Source organism: Marinilabilia salmonicolor JCM 21150, from assembly GCF_000259075.1.
Lineage (GTDB): Bacteria > Bacteroidota > Bacteroidia > Bacteroidales > Marinilabiliaceae > Marinilabilia > Marinilabilia salmonicolor.
The window spans coordinates 1-15,989 of the sequence record NZ_AJKI01000015.1; the positions used below are offsets into that span (position 1 = coordinate 1).

At 40.5% G+C, this 15,989-nt stretch carries 16 protein-coding genes and 1 riboswitch; of the genes, 10 read left to right on the forward strand and 6 right to left on the reverse strand.

The window, feature by feature from the left end; genetic code table 11:
- The coding region (locus tag W7W_RS21985) for a hypothetical protein (RefSeq protein ID WP_010663581.1) at positions 1-504 on the reverse strand (504 nt) is incomplete at its 3' end.
- A 202-nt stretch (positions 505-706) separates the two neighbouring features.
- Here W7W_RS21985 and W7W_RS0109720 point away from each other — a divergent pair.
- Positions 707-1,111: a response regulator gene (locus W7W_RS0109720; protein WP_010663582.1), complete on the forward strand. Its 405-nt coding sequence runs from the start codon at positions 707-709 to the stop codon at positions 1,109-1,111.
- Between the two features lie 55 nt (positions 1,112-1,166).
- Here the strand turns inward: W7W_RS0109720 and W7W_RS0109725 are convergent, their stop codons facing one another.
- Genes W7W_RS0109725 through W7W_RS0109735 form a run of 3 tightly spaced genes read right to left on the reverse strand, consistent with a single transcriptional unit; the run spans position 1,167 to position 5,041 of the window.
- Positions 1,167-2,198, reverse strand: a complete 1,032-nt coding sequence (locus W7W_RS0109725) for a sensor histidine kinase (protein ID WP_010663583.1) — start codon at positions 2,196-2,198, stop codon at positions 1,167-1,169.
- 37 nt (positions 2,199-2,235) lie between these two features.
- Positions 2,236-2,868, reverse strand: a complete 633-nt coding sequence (locus W7W_RS0109730; protein WP_010663584.1) for a tetratricopeptide repeat protein — start codon at positions 2,866-2,868, stop codon at positions 2,236-2,238.
- Positions 2,869-2,887: 19 nt separating this feature from the next.
- Positions 2,888-5,041 carry a TonB-dependent receptor gene (locus tag W7W_RS0109735; RefSeq protein WP_010663585.1) on the reverse strand — a complete coding sequence of 718 codons (2,154 nt, stop codon included), beginning with the start codon at positions 5,039-5,041 and terminating at the stop codon, positions 2,888-2,890.
- 769 nt (positions 5,042-5,810) lie between these two features.
- Here W7W_RS0109735 and W7W_RS0109740 point away from each other — a divergent pair.
- The 8 genes from W7W_RS0109740 to W7W_RS0109780 all read left to right on the forward strand — a co-directional run bounded on the left by W7W_RS0109740 (position 5,811) and on the right by W7W_RS0109780 (position 12,909).
- Positions 5,811-6,620, forward strand: a complete 810-nt coding sequence (locus tag W7W_RS0109740; RefSeq protein ID WP_010663586.1) for an SDR family oxidoreductase — start codon at positions 5,811-5,813, stop codon at positions 6,618-6,620.
- A gap of 5 nt (positions 6,621-6,625) precedes the next feature.
- Positions 6,626-7,030, forward strand: a complete 405-nt coding sequence (locus W7W_RS0109745; RefSeq protein ID WP_010663587.1) for an acyl-CoA thioesterase — start codon at positions 6,626-6,628, stop codon at positions 7,028-7,030.
- Positions 7,031-7,105: 75 nt separating this feature from the next.
- Positions 7,106-9,085: a dipeptidyl-peptidase 3 family protein gene (locus W7W_RS0109750; RefSeq protein WP_010663588.1), complete on the forward strand. Its 1,980-nt coding sequence runs from the start codon at positions 7,106-7,108 to the stop codon at positions 9,083-9,085.
- Positions 9,086-9,124: 39 nt separating this feature from the next.
- Positions 9,125-9,218: riboswitch (TPP riboswitch) on the forward strand.
- A gap of 191 nt (positions 9,219-9,409) precedes the next feature.
- Positions 9,410-10,204, forward strand: a complete 795-nt coding sequence (thiM, locus tag W7W_RS0109760; RefSeq protein ID WP_010663590.1) for a hydroxyethylthiazole kinase — start codon at positions 9,410-9,412, stop codon at positions 10,202-10,204.
- Positions 10,201-10,845: a thiamine phosphate synthase gene (thiE, locus tag W7W_RS0109765; protein WP_010663591.1), complete on the forward strand. Its 645-nt coding sequence runs from the start codon at positions 10,201-10,203 to the stop codon at positions 10,843-10,845. Before thiM ends, thiE begins: the two co-directional genes overlap by 4 nt.
- A 2-nt stretch (positions 10,846-10,847) precedes the next feature.
- Positions 10,848-11,657 carry a bifunctional hydroxymethylpyrimidine kinase/phosphomethylpyrimidine kinase gene (thiD, locus tag W7W_RS0109770; protein ID WP_010663592.1) on the forward strand — a complete coding sequence of 270 codons (810 nt, stop codon included), beginning with the start codon at positions 10,848-10,850 and terminating at the stop codon, positions 11,655-11,657.
- 34 nt (positions 11,658-11,691) lie between these two features.
- Positions 11,692-12,366, forward strand: a complete 675-nt coding sequence (locus W7W_RS0109775; protein WP_010663593.1) for a TenA family protein — start codon at positions 11,692-11,694, stop codon at positions 12,364-12,366.
- 102 nt (positions 12,367-12,468) lie between these two features.
- Positions 12,469-12,909 (forward strand): hypothetical protein, encoded by a 441-nt coding sequence (locus tag W7W_RS0109780; protein ID WP_010663594.1) that lies wholly within the window; start codon positions 12,469-12,471, stop codon positions 12,907-12,909.
- 342 nt (positions 12,910-13,251) lie between these two features.
- Here the strand turns inward: W7W_RS0109780 and pyrI are convergent, their stop codons facing one another.
- Both pyrI and pyrB read right to left on the reverse strand, forming a co-directional pair.
- Positions 13,252-13,716: an aspartate carbamoyltransferase regulatory subunit gene (pyrI, locus tag W7W_RS0109790; protein ID WP_010663595.1), complete on the reverse strand. Its 465-nt coding sequence runs from the start codon at positions 13,714-13,716 to the stop codon at positions 13,252-13,254.
- 223 nt (positions 13,717-13,939) lie between these two features.
- Entirely contained in the window at positions 13,940-14,848 is a 909-nt protein-coding gene (gene pyrB / locus W7W_RS0109795; protein ID WP_025007311.1) for an aspartate carbamoyltransferase, read from the reverse strand.
- 432 nt (positions 14,849-15,280) lie between these two features.
- Here pyrB and W7W_RS0109805 point away from each other — a divergent pair, with 432 nt between their 5' ends.
- Entirely contained in the window at positions 15,281-15,988 is a 708-nt protein-coding gene (locus tag W7W_RS0109805; protein WP_010663597.1) for an SAM-dependent methyltransferase, read from the forward strand.
- Position 15,989 lies beyond the last annotated feature (1 nt).

Consider the following 15,989-nt stretch of genomic DNA (forward strand, 5'->3'; position numbering starts at 1 on the left):
CTCACCCCTGTTTCCGGCAATTACCCACAATGCAAAAGGGAAATGATTCGATGGGGAGTTTTTCCATGAAAATTTCACTTCATCAAAAAGATATTGGTTCCCGGCAAGAACAAATCTTTTTTTCGATTTATAAAGATCATTCAGCAGATCAACCCTTAAAATCCTGCGCATTTTATTATCATCTATGGCTCTAATTGCACGGACATCCGGAAATGGATAAACTTCTTCGTCTCCGAAAAATCCGTCAATTATATTTATCATAGCCCCGGATGAAATCAATGGATTTTGAAACCCATTCTTCTCTGCTCCTTTTCTGTAATTTTCCTCTTTCGTTGATGGCAAAAGTATCAATGCAATCTTTTCTTCGATAGATAGGCTATCAACGGAGATCTCATGAAAATTCCGGGCAAGTAAAAAATCCACAGAATATTGAGCTTCTGAAAGGTTTGCCACTCCACAAAACAATGATAAAAGAAATATATAGTGCAGTAATTTTGTCTTCATCTTTACAATGCCGGTAACTGGCCCTTTTAACACAGTTTAAGTCACTCAAAAGAACAAAAAAAAGAACGTTTCAGCAATCCTTCATGGTAAAAAAGAAACAGCCGAATATTTTTTGTTAAAAATTCAGGATTATTAAAAAATAAAGTGTTATTTTGGAGAATCCAAAGTGAGATCATTAAATCTATTTTAAGTATAATATGTTATGTCGGATTCGAATTTAAGTGATGCATTAAATCAGGACTGGGGCGACAAGGTAATTTTGGTAGTCGAAGATGTGGATACCAATAAAATATTCTTTGATGCCGCCCTTCGCCGAACCAGTGCAAAAATTCTTTGGGCCAAAGACGGACAACAAGCCATAGACTTGTTTAAGGAAAATAATGTTGATCTGGTTTTAATGGATTTGCAGTTACCCGTAATGGATGGTTACACTGCAACCCGTGAAATCAAAAAAATCAACCCGGATATACCGGTCATTGCCCAGACAGCTCATGTGATGTCCGGCGAAAGAGAGAAGTGCATGGAAGCGGGTTGTGATGATTATCTGGCCAAGCCTATCAGATTACAAATTCTCATTGAAACTTTGTCCAGGTTTCTGAATAGTTGACAATGATTTTTTTCGAATACAAAAGCGGATTTCCCTAAAAAGAAATCCGCTTTTTTTATTCTGTTTTTATTAACGGGATATGGACTTCAAAAACCCCGTTGGAATGGATTATATCAATATCCTGACCGGTAAGATACTGATATCGTCCACGGAGATTTTCAAGTCCGAGCTTTAAAGAATCAGCATCTGAATTTAGTTCATTGCGACTGTTTCTAACCACAAGAAATCCATCTTTTATCATCACATCAATTTTCATAGGATTTTCCGATGAAAACCGGTTATGCTTAAAAGCGTTTTCCATCAATAATTGTACGGAAAGAGGGACAATATTATAGCCATTTAGCCCATGAACCTGCAGATTAAACTGAAAAGAACTGCCAAAACGCATTTCCTGTAAATATAAATAACGAGAGGCCAGTTTTAATTCACGCTCAAGAGAAACAAGATCATTATCCTGCAACTCCAGAATATCGCGGTACATACCTGACAACCTTGATAGAAAGTGTTTGGCCGTATCAGGATTTTTATCAATCAGGGAAGCCGCCACATTTAGACTGTTAAAAAGAAAATGGGGACTTACCTGACTTTTAAGCACATCGTACTTTGCACTCAGGGCCTCTCGCTTCAACATCTCCTGTTGTTTAATCTCTTTTTTCCAGTCCAGAAAAAAAGACCGGGCATAAAACCAAAGTGAAATAAAATAAAGGATGACAAACTCGGTCACCCAGATCCCGGGAAAATCGCGAAGAAAAACACGAAATGGCATTCCCTGAACAGCTGAAAACCATACCCAGTTGGTCACAAAAATGACCAGTCCGGAATATAGGGTGGTCACACCCAGCGAAATAAAAACAGCACGTATGGGCTTATCTATCCAGGAGGTAAATGGTCCGATGGCCCATCCATACAAAAACTTATTGCAAAACAACCCTAACCCCAGCATCAATGAATAGCCCATGTTTTGAAATATCAACTCAGGCTGCGTCATGCAATACGGGCAGTTAATCCATTGAAAAAACAGACCTATTACAATAGAGATGCTTCCATATAAAAGAATTTCAAAAAATATTCCCGGACGTTTGGTCATTTTTTAAGCTTATTTCATCAAATCAGTTAATGTCTGACTATTCTTCGGGAATGGATGCCAACTGATTTTCAACCATCTCTTTTCCCCATTGAGGCCAGATTCCATTCTGTGGCTCAAAGGTATCAAATAAATCTGCTGCTTTCTTATACAATGGTTTGGCCTTTTCGGCTCCACCGCCAAACATTGCCGGAGTATAATAAATATTCTGAGCTTTGCAAAGCCATATACGCGGATTTTCAGGATTCAGGCTTTCTGCTTTTTCGAGTGCTTCGTTCGAGAGGGCAGAATATTTCATACCTCGCATGGGATTGGTAATGCGCATAGAATGGATCAATCCCTGAAGCACATGATTCTCCGATTCATTCGGATTGAGGGCCATTGCCTTCTCCAGCATTTGCTGAGCTTTGTCGAGATATTTATCAATAGTTTCTCCATCTTCAATATGATAGGTAATGCTGACATACGAATAAGCAGCATAATAATACGGAAGCCATTTGTTTTTCTCTGTTTCACCAATCCTGAAAAATTTGGCAGCAATATTTTCCAGTTTATTTGCCTCTTGCGACTGATACATTTCTCCGATGGTTTGTTTCATGACGGATTCATAATCTGCAGCCATCGCTGAATAAGAGGTCAATAATGTTAAAATCAGAATTGCGAATGTTTTCATAATTAGTAAGTTTAAAAGGTTAATTTATGGAGATAAAAACGCCCAGAAAAATGAATTGCTTCACATCCGGTTTAATGGTAATCAATGATGCATTCTCTGAATCTCCGGATAGTGATACTCTGCGATATCCCAGAATATTTTCCCGGCCCAGTACATTTGAGATGCTCAGGTGTACAATGGTAAACTGGCCGAATAAGCTTGTCAGATAACTTATATTTGCTCCCACATCACTGTAATTGGGAGAAGTGTGTGCCATAAAATTGTCATCACCGGGAATATGGTATGGTCGGCCGGAGTTCCACATCCAGGTAAGTCCTACCTGCGACCTGATGGGTGAAACAAATTGTTTGGCCACCAGACTAAAGGTGTGAGGAGCAATAAATTCAGGAGTTACCTTTTTATGGTAATCCATAAATTTTCGTTCAGAATCGATGTATGAATAGGATACCCAGAAATCCAGATTTTCTATCAGCGTTTTATCCCGGTAAAAGAAATCTATTCCTTTGGCATATCCACTTCCCTGATTTGCCATTGGTACAAACTCCCCAAAATCATTGTATTCGCCGGTGATAAGTCCGGAATAATCTTTAAAATAAGCTTCTGTACGGAAAAGCCGGGTAGCAAGACTTCCGCTTTGCAAACCAACAATAAAATGTTCCGATTTTTGCATTTTAATATCCCGGTTATATTTTAGGAAATCGCTCTGTGCAGTCTGAAAAAAGTGTCCCCAGGCAAGAGAAACAGTAGTGTTTTTTCCTGCAGCAAACGCCATGGCCGCACGTGGTGACAAAGCCTTTTCATTCGATTGTGTGGAATACTCGTAGCGCAAGCCGGGCCTAAATGCCAGCCGCGAATTAAGGCGCCATTCGGCTTCTGAAAAGGCAGAGTAGAGATTGTCGGAAAAATTAGCATTAATGGAAAACCCACTTTCTGACTGCTTGTAAGTTTCATCAAAACTTGTTCGTTGCCAGGCTCCGCCATAAGTCAACTTAAATCTGCCATTTATCTGTGATATCAGTTTAACTTTGGCCTCAGACACCCCCTCCCCTGTTTGCTGGTTGTGAATCCCGGCCCGAAAGTCCTGGTCGTCGAAAGTATAGGATGCTCCCAGTTTCATTAACGTTTTATCAGTAATTGACCGATGGTAGGTGCTGTTAGCATATATGTTGCCCCCGTCTTCATCAATCATTAAATCACCTCCAGTCCCATCCGGAACTCTGAACGACTGTCCGCCGTAATCACCTGACGCAAAAAATTTGAACAAACTGCCCTTGTCTCCCTGTTGACGGTAACTAATATTTGCGTTGACAGCCTCTACATGATCTTCCCAGTCCATATGATTTTTCACAAGTGAATTGTAAGGACCGAAATTAAAATAACCTCCAGTCGCCGAAAACGATCGGTTATCTCCCACCCAGGTGTTAGCCAGTTCCCCTCCAATGCTCATCAGGGAGACACTTGTAAGTTCCTCGGTTGCCACATCCTGTGATTCGAGTACCAAAACGGATGAAAGTGCTTGTCCAAACTCAGCTGAATAGCCCCCGGTACTGAAAAAGGTACCTTCAAACAAAGAGGGAGAAAAACGTCCGCGAGTAGGTAAATCAGGGACTTTGGAGTAATAAGGTTTTGCTGCCAGCACACCGTCCATTAAAACCCGTGTTTCAGAAGCATCACCTCCTCTTACCAGCAACCGTCCGTCATCGGCAGCCACCTGAGTCCCGGGCAGGGTTTTAAGAGCAGTGCCTATATCGCCCAGCGAACCGGCGGTTGTATAGATATCCATAGGATCCATCACTGCAGCCCTTTTTTTGTCCCCAGCCTCAAAACTGCCGGCAGTAATGGTAACCGCATTCAGACTCGTAATGCTTTCACTTAACTGAACATCGATGGTGGCATTATCAGTTCCCGATAAACTCTTTTCAACACTCTGATATCCCACAAAACTAAAAATGAGAATTATTTCTCCGGAGTTTTGAATTTCAAGTTTATACAAACCTTTCTCATCTGTAATGGTTCCGTCGTAGCTGTCCTTTACATAAACATTTGCACCGGGAAGACCCTCACCAGTTCGTTTGTCGGTTACATGACCGCTCACCACAATCTGCGAAAGCACCGGCTGCAGGTAAACGAAAAATGAAACTGCAAGAATTAATGATTTAACATTTGAGCTCATAATGCAATAAATTGGTGGTTGAACTTTACTTTGCAAATTATGACATTTCACAGGCATATAACAATATTTAAATGATGAGCGGAAATATGAATCCGATGAACAGGGAAAAGTCGCGATGAACAGGAAACAATCCTGTCAAAAATGTCATATATTCTCGTTTGTTTCCTGAAAAAAGTCCATTTTTGTATGTTGATTGAACAGAAAAGACCCCGGAGCTATGAATTCATGGACATGATGTATAAGAAAACTCTATTTAGTGTTTGTCTATAAAGTCCAACTTCTGCGTTGTTGCTCAAAATCTAAATCCTCAAATACATTAGTATTCTGCGATTTAGATTTTTCACACGCCTTGAATTTGAACTTTCTATCTCAAACACGTGAAAAACATTTAGTTTATGGACAGACTCCATTTAGAGATGGCAACAAACGGTGCTTCGGAGATAAATTTTACTCGTTTAAAATTGGCTGTAGTTTATAGTCGCGTATATATATTCTGAGATTGCTTCGGACTGAGCCCTCGCAATGACGTACTTTCACTTTAAGATGGAAGAGGTTTGCAGAGGGCCTTGCCCGAAGCAATCTCTATTTACAAAATAGCAAATATAAACTATAGCCTTAAAATTTTGTAATCGCCATATATAAAGCTAATTAATAATTTGAGAACGAATGAAACCGCTTCACTCTCACATAATATTTTTTAAACATATTCTTTTGTGATATTTATGCTTAAAAAATATCATGTTCGTTTCATCACTATATTTTAAACAAAATGAAGAATAAAGTAATAATCATCACAGGAGCTTCCTCCGGAATAGGCCTTGCATGTGCAAGAGACTTCGCCGCCCGGGGGGCAAAATTATCTCTGGCGGCACGAAATGGTAATAAACTATCGGAAATAGAAAAAGAGCTTTCCGGGGCAGGACATGATGTGTTGGTAACCCCTACCGACGTCAGTAAAGAAGAAGATTGTAAGATGCTGATAGCCCAAACAGTCAAAAAATTTGGAAAGATAGATGTATTGGTAAACAATGCAGGAATCTCGATGAGGGCACTCTTTAAGGATCTTGAACTCTCTGTGCTGAAGCAGCTGATGGATGTTAACTTCTGGGGCACTGTTTATTGTACCAAATATGCTCTTCCTCATCTTTTGGAAACCAAAGGTTCTGTGGTGGGTGTCTCCTCTATTGCCGGATTTATCGGCTTACCCGGAAGAACCGGATATTCTGCATCTAAATTTGCCATGCACGGATTTTTGCAGACCCTGCGTACCGAAAATCTGAGAACAGGGCTTCATGTGCTTATTGCAGCACCTGGATTTACGGCTTCCAATGTGCGTAAAGCGGCATTAACGGCCGATGGATCCAATCAGGGAGATACTCCGCGCGCAGAAGACAAAATGATGAGTGCAGAAGAGGTTGCCAGCCATCTGGCCAGAGCAATTATTAAGAGAAAAAGAACCCTTATTCTGACTTTTAAAGAAGGAAAGTTAACGGTCTTTTTGAGTAAATGGTGGCCATCGCTTGTTGAGAAATTAGCATACAGTCATATGGCTAAAGAACCTGATTCACCATTCAAATAATTACCATGCTTAAACATACCACCAAAATCCGTGTCCGCTACGGGGAAACAGATCAAATGGGAATTGTAAACAATGCCGTTTATCCGTCTTATTTTGAGGTTGGTCGGACAGAGATGTTTCGTGAATTGGGTGTACCCTACAGCAAAATTGAAGAACAGGGAATTATGCTTCCTCTCTCGGAACTGCACATAAAATACCACCATCCGGCGGTTTACGATGAAGAAATCACCATTGAAACCTATATAGAAGATTTTCCAACAGCCCGCATCCGGTTCAAATACAATATCTTTAATGAATCACAGAAATTGTTGGTATCGGGTGAAACAGTCCTTGCGTTTTTGAATGCACAAACCCGGCGCCCAACCAGGATTCCGAAGTATCTTGGCCATCTGATCGAACCTTATTTTTAGCATAAATATCATACAGGAATTTGTAAGGCATCCTTTCATGCGGGTTTCATCAGACCAATAATTTAAACTAGTTTTATGCTGATCAACAATAAACAATTTTCATTTGTCGTAGAACAATTTTCCGATTTACGAATTCTCCGGTATCCCGTTTCCGGCTTTGAGGAGTTATCTCTGAAACAAAAGGAACTCATCTATTATCTGTCACAAGCAGCGGTGGAAGGACGGGATATCCTGTTCGATCAGAACTACAAACATAATCTGACCATCAGAAGAACTCTTGAAGCTGTTTATGAGCATTACCAGGGTGACAGGACATGCAGTGAATTTGTGAACCTTGAGGTATTTCTAAAAAGAGTTTGGTTTTCCAATGGCATTCATCATCATTACTCTACAGCTAAAATGACTCCCGGTTTTAGCAGGGGTTTTTTTGAAACAACAGTTCAAAGCATTGAAGAAAAGCATCTTCCACTAAAGCATGGTGAACCGAAACAAGATTTAATTAAACGTCTGACGCCCATTTTATTTGATTCTAAAGTTGCATCACGTCGGGTTAACCAGAGTGAAAATGAAGATCTGATTGTCACATCAGCCAATAATTACTACCGGGGTGTTTCTCAACAGGAAGCGGAATCTTTCTATGCCTCTAAAAAGAATCCTGAAGATAAAAGACCTGTGTCGCACGGCATGAACAGCCTTTTGACCAAAGAAAACGGCAAAATAGTTGAGAAAACATGGAAAACAGGTGGCCTCTACTCCAAGGCCATAGAAAAGATTGTTTACTGGCTGAAAAAAGCAATCCTTGTTGCTGAAAACAGTCAACAGAAAAAAGTAATTTCCCTGCTGAGGGAGTTTTATGAAACAGGAGATTTGAACACTTTTGACCAATACAATATTGAATGGTTGCAGGATCAGAACTCACATGTGGATTTCATTAATGGTTTTATCGAAACTTATGGGGATCCTCTTGGGCTAAAAGCCAGCTGGGAAAGTGTGGTAAATTTCAAAAACACAGAAGCCACTCACCGAACTGAAATTATCAGTCAAAATGCGCAATGGTTCGAAGACCATTCTCCCATCAATAAACGATTCAAGAAAGAAGAGGTACGGGGAGTTTCTGCGAAAGTAATCAATGTAGCTATGTTGGGAGGCGATTGTTATCCTCATACTCCTATTGGCATCAACCTCCCCAATGCCGACTGGCTGCGAAAAGAGTATGGATCCAAGTCCGTAACCATCGAAAACATCACCTATGCTTATGAGCAGGCTGCCAAAGGAACCGGTTTTCTTGAGGAATTCTGCTATTCAGACGAGGAAATTGCCCGTCATAAGGAATATGGTTTTCAGGCAGGTAATTTGCACACCGACCTTCATGAATGTTTGGGACACGGATCCGGTCAGTTGCTTGAAGGCATCAGCGGTGATGAACTGAAAGCCTACGGAGCTGTCATAGAAGAAGCAAGAGCCGACCTTTTTGCACTATACTACATCGGAGACGCCAAGCTAATAGAACTGGGATTACTGACTAACGAAGAGGCTTTTAAAGCAGAATACGATAATTATATTCGCAATGGTTTACTGACACAAATCACCCGTATTTCACTGGGCGACAACATTGAGCAGGCACATATGCGCAACCGCCAGTTAATTGCTTCATGGGCTTATGAAAAGGGAAAAGCTCAAAATGTCATTGAAAAAATGATAAACAATGGCAAAACCTATTTTGTTATCAATAATTATGAAGCTTTACGAAAGTTATTTGCTGAATTGCTGGCTGAGATTCAACGCATTAAATCGGAAGGTGATTTTGAATCGGCAAAAAATCTGGTGGAGACATACGCAGTTAAGATTGACAGGAGGTTGCATACTGAAGTACTGGATAGATACAAGAAGTTGAATCTGGCACCTTACAGTGGATTTGTCAATCCGGTTTACAGCCTGCAAAAAGACCAAAATGGGAACATAACAGATGTACTTCCCGATTACACGGAAGGATATGCAGAGCAAATGATGCGTTACAGCAGGGAGCATTCATGGCTGCCTGATTATAATTCCTGAAATTGCTCAGGATAGAAAATTTTATTTAACTTTGTTTGTATAAACTGTTAGGGGTGCTCCTTAGGGGGGCTGAGAATAAACCCTTTCACCTGATATGTATAATAACAGCGTAGGGAAACAGGAACTCAATGACCATTATTTTTTACAATAATACTTTCCATTGAAAAGCTGTTTTGCCTGTGCAGAGCAGCTTTTTTTGTTGTTTTCCCGGCATTAACCGGGGGTGCAGGAATATCAGCTCCCTCAAACTTTAAAAAATCTTGTTGTTCCTTATCAGGTGTTGAAAAATCAACAGTTTGTTTAACCTTACAAAAAACAAACATTATGATTACAGCACAAAATGTAAGCAAAAACCTTCAAGATTTGCGAAAACAGACACCTTTGGTTCACAACATTACCAATTATGTGGTCATGAACAACACTGCCAATGCCCTTTTGTCGATAGGTGCCAGTCCTGTAATGGCTCATGCCCCGGAAGAAATGGAAGCTATGGCCGGAATTGCTTCATCTCTGGTAATTAATATTGGAACCCTGAGCAGTGAATGGATAGAGGGAATGTTGATAGCAGGAAAAACTGCCCGGCAAAGGAAAATCCCGATAGTGCTGGACCCGGTAGGTGCCGGAGCAACAGGTTTCCGGACCCAAACCTGTCATAAAATCATTAAGGAGTGTAAGCCCACTGTCATCCGTGGAAATGCTTCAGAAATCATGGCACTTATCAGGAGTGATGTACAGACCAAAGGCGTGGATAGTACCGAATCATCCGAGAATGCGGTAGAACTGGCTAAAACACTATCCAGAGAAACCGGCGCAGTTGTAAGTGTCAGCGGTCCTGTTGACTTTATTACAAATGGAGAAAACATACTGACCATCAAAAATGACATTCCTATAATGCCCAAAGTTACAGGAATGGGATGTACGGCCAGCGCAATCACCGGTGCTGTGGCGGCTGCATGTCCAAATCCGCTCGAAGCCGCTGCCACTGCCATGGCCATTATGGCAGTAGCAGGAGAAATGACACTGCCATTGGCCAAAGGGCCCGGGACGTTCCAATCTCATTTTCTCGACGCTCTCTATAACATGAGCGATAAAGAAATAGCCGAATATCTGAAATTATGAAACCATCTTTTTCATTAAACCTGTATCTGGTTACCGACAGGGATCTTTCTTTGGGAAGATCACTGACTGAAATTGTTGTAAAAGCTGCAAAAGGCGGTGTTACAATGGTTCAACTCAGGGAAAAAAGTGCTTCCACCCGACAGATTATACAGGAAGCACTTCAAATTAAACCAATCTTAAAAAAATATGGTATTCCTCTGATTATTAATGATCGTGTGGACGTTGCAATGGCCATTGATGCTGATGGAGTTCATTTGGGACAAAGTGATATGAATTGGCAGATGGCACGAACTCTTCTGGGGCCTGAAAAAATCATCGGTCTTTCCATTGAAAATGTGGATCAATTAACGGATGCCAATGAGGCAGATATTGATTACATCGGTATCAGTCCTGTTTTTACCACTCCCACAAAAAAAGAACTATCCAAAGGCCTGGGATTATCGGGAACTGTTGAAATTGCAGCTCTTTCAAAACATTCATCAGTTGCCATTGGAGGTATTAATAAAACCAATGCGGCAGATATCTTAAGCACCGGCACCAATGGCATTTCCGTAGTATCAGCTATTTGTTCGGCTGAAGACCCGGAAGGTGCGGCAAAAGAGCTTACCGGTATTATTAAACAAGTAATAAAACAACCCTGATTATGAAGCAATACAACACGGTTTTGACCATTGCCGGAAGTGATAGTGGCGGAGGTGCGGGTATCCAGGCAGATCTGAAAACTATTTCAGCATGTGGATGCTATGGAATGTCTGTGATTACAGCTATAACCGCACAAAATACCCAGGGAGTTTCTGATATTTTCCCGGTTCAGTTGTCAACCATTGAAAAACAAATTGATGCTGTAATGTCGGATATTGGCGCTAAAGCGGTGAAGATAGGCATGTTACACTCAACGGAAGTCATTGAATTGGTCGCCCGCAAAATACAGGATTACAAGGTCAGAAATCTGGTAATTGACCCGGTAATGGTTGCCACTTCAGGAGACAAATTACTCAGAGATGAAGCCATTCAGGCCTTAAAAGAAATCCTGCTTCCGATGGCAAGGGTAATCACCCCAAACATTCCGGAAGCTGAAATTCTTTTAGGTGAAAAACTGGAAGAGCAATGCAAATTTCCGGACGCAGCCAGGCAACTCTCCTCAAAAAGTGAAGCGTCGGTGTTGCTAAAAGCCGGGCATCTCAGCGACAAAGAGTTGATTGATGTGTTTTACAATGAGGAAAGCAGCGAAATGATTTATCTGAAATCTCATCGTATTAACACCCCAAATACGCATGGAACAGGATGTACCCTTTCATCAGCCATAGCTTCATTCCTGGCTGCTGAGAATTCATTAAACAAAGCGGTAACTAAAGGAAAAGATTATATCGAAGGGGCAATTAAAAAAGGCAGGAACTATAAAATTGGTGAAGGCCACGGGCCGGTTCATCATTTTCATAAATGGTGGAAGTAAATAACATAATGAATGATCATCAATAAGAGGCACTATGAACAACCAATCAGATCTGTCTAATCCGCCGGCAGGTCCTTTTACTAGAGAATTGTGGGAAAACAACAAATTCCTGATTGATGAAATCATTCATCATCCGTTTTGCCGAAGATTGTCGGATGGCACTCTTCCCTACGAGGCTTTCAAAAATTATCTGGAACAAGATATTTTATATATTGAACAGGATGCCCGGGCATTTGCAATTACAGCCGGTTGTGCTTATACCACCGAAGCATTCTCTTTTTTTACAGATATGGCCCGCGACGGGCTGGAAATTGAACGGATACTACACAGAGATTTATTGCCCTACTTTGAGGTTAAACGACCCGATAAAATGTCAAAAACATGTAATGGATATACCTCTTTTTTGTTGAATACAGCATTAAAAGCCTCTTATCCGGAATCTGTGGCTGCTTTATTACCTTGCTTTTGGGTTTACAGGGAAACAGGGCTGAAAATGCGCCAGGAAGCGACAGAGAAAAACCCGTTCTGGAAATGGCTGGACACTTATTCAGACGAAGCCTACGGACTTTATGTTGATCGATTTTTAATCATTACAGAAGCACTTTTATCCGGGGAATCTTGCTCCATCCGTGAAAAAATGCATCAGGCCTTCCGCAGAAGCTGTGAATTTGAGAAATCTTTTTTTACTGAGGCGATGGGATTTTTGTAAAGATAAAGAAAAGAAAACTGGACAGCTGTTTCAAAAATTCCTATTTTTGTTAATCATTAATTGCATCCTGAGGGATGCGTTAACCTTTAAACTGATTTTACCATGAAGAAATTATTTTTTTCGTTGTTTATTAGCATTTCAGTGGTAGCCGGAGCCCAAACCAACACAGAAACCATTACCACTTTTCTGGAAGGCATCATAAATTTTCAGGAAGTTGAAGTAAATGATCACAACCCAATTATCTCCATTAGCGAACTGGCTGCGCAACAATCAGATGAAACAATTATCCTTACCGGAGCAAATGTCAGTGAGACTTTTGATAAGGCGATGGATTACAACCATGCTTTAATTGTGGTTGGTATTCACACAGCAGTTTTGGTTACAGACTGGAAAGATTGCACCCCGTCTGGTGCCTGGGATGCCTGTATGCCCATGGGAGAAGGATATGTCAAGCGAACGGCACTTGAAAAAGAGAGCGGATATATCAACAACATAATTGGTATTCCCGACAATCAGGAAAGAAAAGTTTATCTTTTCAATTAACCTGTTTTATTCATAAATAATCTATTCCAATGCTCAACTATCGGCAAAATACAAGTATCCTCGTCAAATTTGACTTAAAAAAATAGTCCACTATTTCCTGCTTTAAATTTACCTGCGGGTTCGTGTATTTCTTGATATTTGAACATTTCATTACGAAGATTCATGAATAAATCAGACTAAATTAGAAAAAATGCATAAAAAAGGGCTGTCCAAAAGGATTTGGGCAGCCCCTTTTTTATGCATTTTCAGCCCTATATGCTGTCTTAAAAAAACAGGCTCTAACTTGATAAATTTTTATCGACAGAATAAAAACCTCAAGAGCAATAATGCGGAAGAAGTGATTTAAGAAGCCTCAAACCTAAGTTCTTCCTGGGTGGTGATTTTCTCACAGTAATGACACCTGAGGGCAACTTCTTTTTTATTAATAACATTGAAGTGAGTGGTAACAGCCTCGTTATTAGTCACGCACTTTGGATTAAAACACTTAACAATTCCAACAATGGTGTCAGGAATGGTTACATCGCTTTTTTCCACCACTTCAAAATTCTTGATAACATTTAATCTGGCATGAGGAGCGACCAGTGATATTTTGTTAATTTCATGGTCCTGAAAAAACACCTCTGAAACTTTAATAATAGCTTTTCGGCCCTGTTTCTTACTGTCAAGATTAGCGCCAAAAGTTATCTGAGTACTGATTTTATCAAGTCCCAGAATGGTAATTACTTTGAACAGGTTTTCTGACGGAATGTGATCAATCACGGTTCCGTTTTCTATTGCACTAACTTTTAATTCTTTATTACTTGCCATTTTTTTCTGTCTTCAAAAGATTAAACTACGCTTACTTAGTATCTGTCCATAAAGTCCCATTTGCTGCGTTACTCTTGCCTCCAAAATGCTCATTTACATGAGTAAACTCCGCTTTTGGCGGTTTCGCAAGCCCCCGATGAAAAATCGGGGCAGGCTTTGCAACTGGAACTTTTTGACCAGACACATGACTACTCAGTCTCAAATCCGACTTTATAAACGGGCACTACATAAGTCCCATCACGGCAGCTATCAACGCCATCCGGGCATAAACACCGTTTTTTGCCTGATCGAAATAATAGGCCTTGGGACTGCTATCCACATCTGTGTGAATTTCATTTACTCTGGGAAGAGGGTGCAATACCCGCATATTATCTTTTGTTCCCTTAAGCATATTGCGCTTTAGTACATAGGCATTCTTCACCCTTTCGTATTCCATAGGATCAGAAAAACGTTCTTTCTGGACACGGGTCATGTAAATAATATCAGCTTCATCAATAATCTCCGACAATTCTCCATGCTCATAATAAGGAATTCCGTGTTCTTCAAGAAAAAGCTTGTATTCCCTCGGCATTCTCAATTCTTCAGGAGAAACAAAATGAAACGTTGGATTGAAGTTGGATAATGCCATCAGTAGTGAATGAACAGTGCGCCCATATTTTAAGTCACCGACCATGAAAATATTCAAATCATCCAACTTCCCCTGGGTTTGACGAATTGAATACAAATCAAGCATTGTCTGTGTCGGATGTTGATTGGCACCGTCGCCGGCATTGATTACCGGGACCAAAGACTGCTCAGAAGCATATCTGGCACTACCTTCGAGCGGATGCCTCATCACAATAAGATCGGCATAACGGCTTACCATCTGGATAGTATCTTTCAGGCTCTCTCCTTTGGTTGCAGAAGAGGAAGCAGAATCAGAAAACCCCACAACCCGTCCTCCCAGACGGTTAATAGCAGTTTCAAAACTCAATCTTGTACGGGTTGACGGCTCAAAAAAGAGACTTCCAACCACTTTTCCTTCCAGCAACTTTTGATTAGGATTGACTTCGAATTCTTCAGCAAGATCAAGGATGTGCAAAATCTCTTCTTTGCTAAAATCATTGATGGAGACCAGGCTCCGGTTCTTCATCTCAGGCATGTTGTTCTTTATCTTAATGGTTTAAAATATAGTGTTTCAAATATATGGGCAAAAAAAAGACCCGGTCAATAAATAACCAGGTCTTCCGACAAATATTTTAAAGAAAAAATGAAAGAGATGTTGATGAAAAAAAACAACATTCCTGTATTTGAGATGCCTGATTGTCAGGCCACTTTCTATTTTCTTTTGATTCGACATATCAAAAAACAAAGCTATCCATTTTTTCCCAGATAGTAAAGGAAAAATTCTGTTTTGATTAAAGAAAAAACAATTCGAATCATACAACTGTCATTTGTGATAACACTTAAAATATATTCCTTATAAAAAATTACTTTTGTACAGTTTTTTGCCATTCATTGCCCAATTCAAGAGACTGATTTCTCCCCTTATCCGGCAAATCAAAATGTATTAAAAAATAGTGCTATGCAGGGAAAATTATATATGATTCCTAACCATTTGGGAAACGAACAAACCGGTTTTACCATTCCAACCGAAGTGGCGGCTTTATCGTGCAAACTTCGATTTTTCATTGTGGAAAATATCCGGACTGCCCGACGCTATCTCAGGTTATTGGATTCACAAATGGACATCGACAACTCCACCTTTTTTGTGCTCGATAAGCACACAGGGCCCAGAGAATATTCAACTTTTTTAGAACCGATCACACAGGGCCATGACATCGGTGTAATATCAGAAGCCGGTTGTCCCGGCGTGGCAGATCCGGGTGCTGAAATTGTAAAAATAGCCCATCAGAAAAACATTCAGGTTGTTCCGTTGGTTGGTCCCTCCTCCATTCTTATGGCCCTGATGGCTTCCGGGATGAATGGTCAAAGCTTTGCCTTTAACGGTTATCTGCCCATAGATAAATCAGAACGCTCCAAGACTATAAAACAGTTGGAAGCAAGAAGTGCTAAGGAAAAACAAACTCAGTTATTCATTGAAGCTCCCTATCGCAATAATGCTATGGCACAAGATCTTTTAAAAAACTGTCGTCCTGACACACTGCTCTGCATTGCCTGTAATATTTCGATGCCTGACGAATTTGTGGTGACTCGTCCCATATCCGGGTGGAAAGGAAAACTACCCGAATTGCATAAAAAACCTACAATGTTCCTGTTACAGGGAACCTAAG

Excerpts from the sequence above, each read along its gene's own strand:
- W7W_RS0109720 (WP_010663582.1), top strand. The coding sequence starts at position 707 with ATGTCGGATTCGAATTTAAGTGATGCATTAAATCAGGACTGGGGCGAC.
- W7W_RS0109725 (WP_010663583.1), bottom strand. The coding sequence starts at position 2,198 with ATGACCAAACGTCCGGGAATATTTTTTGAAATTCTTTTATATGGAAGC.
- W7W_RS0109730 (WP_010663584.1), bottom strand. The coding sequence starts at position 2,868 with ATGAAAACATTCGCAATTCTGATTTTAACATTATTGACCTCTTATTCA.
- W7W_RS0109735 (WP_010663585.1), bottom strand. The coding sequence starts at position 5,041 with ATGAGCTCAAATGTTAAATCATTAATTCTTGCAGTTTCATTTTTCGTT.
- W7W_RS0109740 (WP_010663586.1), top strand. The coding sequence starts at position 5,811 with ATGAAGAATAAAGTAATAATCATCACAGGAGCTTCCTCCGGAATAGGC.
- W7W_RS0109745 (WP_010663587.1), top strand. The coding sequence starts at position 6,626 with ATGCTTAAACATACCACCAAAATCCGTGTCCGCTACGGGGAAACAGAT.
- W7W_RS0109750 (WP_010663588.1), top strand. The coding sequence starts at position 7,106 with ATGCTGATCAACAATAAACAATTTTCATTTGTCGTAGAACAATTTTCC.
- thiM (WP_010663590.1), top strand. The coding sequence starts at position 9,410 with ATGATTACAGCACAAAATGTAAGCAAAAACCTTCAAGATTTGCGAAAA.
- thiE (WP_010663591.1), top strand. The coding sequence starts at position 10,201 with ATGAAACCATCTTTTTCATTAAACCTGTATCTGGTTACCGACAGGGAT.
- thiD (WP_010663592.1), top strand. The coding sequence starts at position 10,848 with ATGAAGCAATACAACACGGTTTTGACCATTGCCGGAAGTGATAGTGGC.
- W7W_RS0109775 (WP_010663593.1), top strand. The coding sequence starts at position 11,692 with ATGAACAACCAATCAGATCTGTCTAATCCGCCGGCAGGTCCTTTTACT.
- W7W_RS0109780 (WP_010663594.1), top strand. The coding sequence starts at position 12,469 with ATGAAGAAATTATTTTTTTCGTTGTTTATTAGCATTTCAGTGGTAGCC.
- pyrI (WP_010663595.1), bottom strand. The coding sequence starts at position 13,716 with ATGGCAAGTAATAAAGAATTAAAAGTTAGTGCAATAGAAAACGGAACC.
- pyrB (WP_025007311.1), bottom strand. The coding sequence starts at position 14,848 with ATGAAGAACCGGAGCCTGGTCTCCATCAATGATTTTAGCAAAGAAGAG.
- W7W_RS0109805 (WP_010663597.1), top strand. The coding sequence starts at position 15,281 with ATGCAGGGAAAATTATATATGATTCCTAACCATTTGGGAAACGAACAA.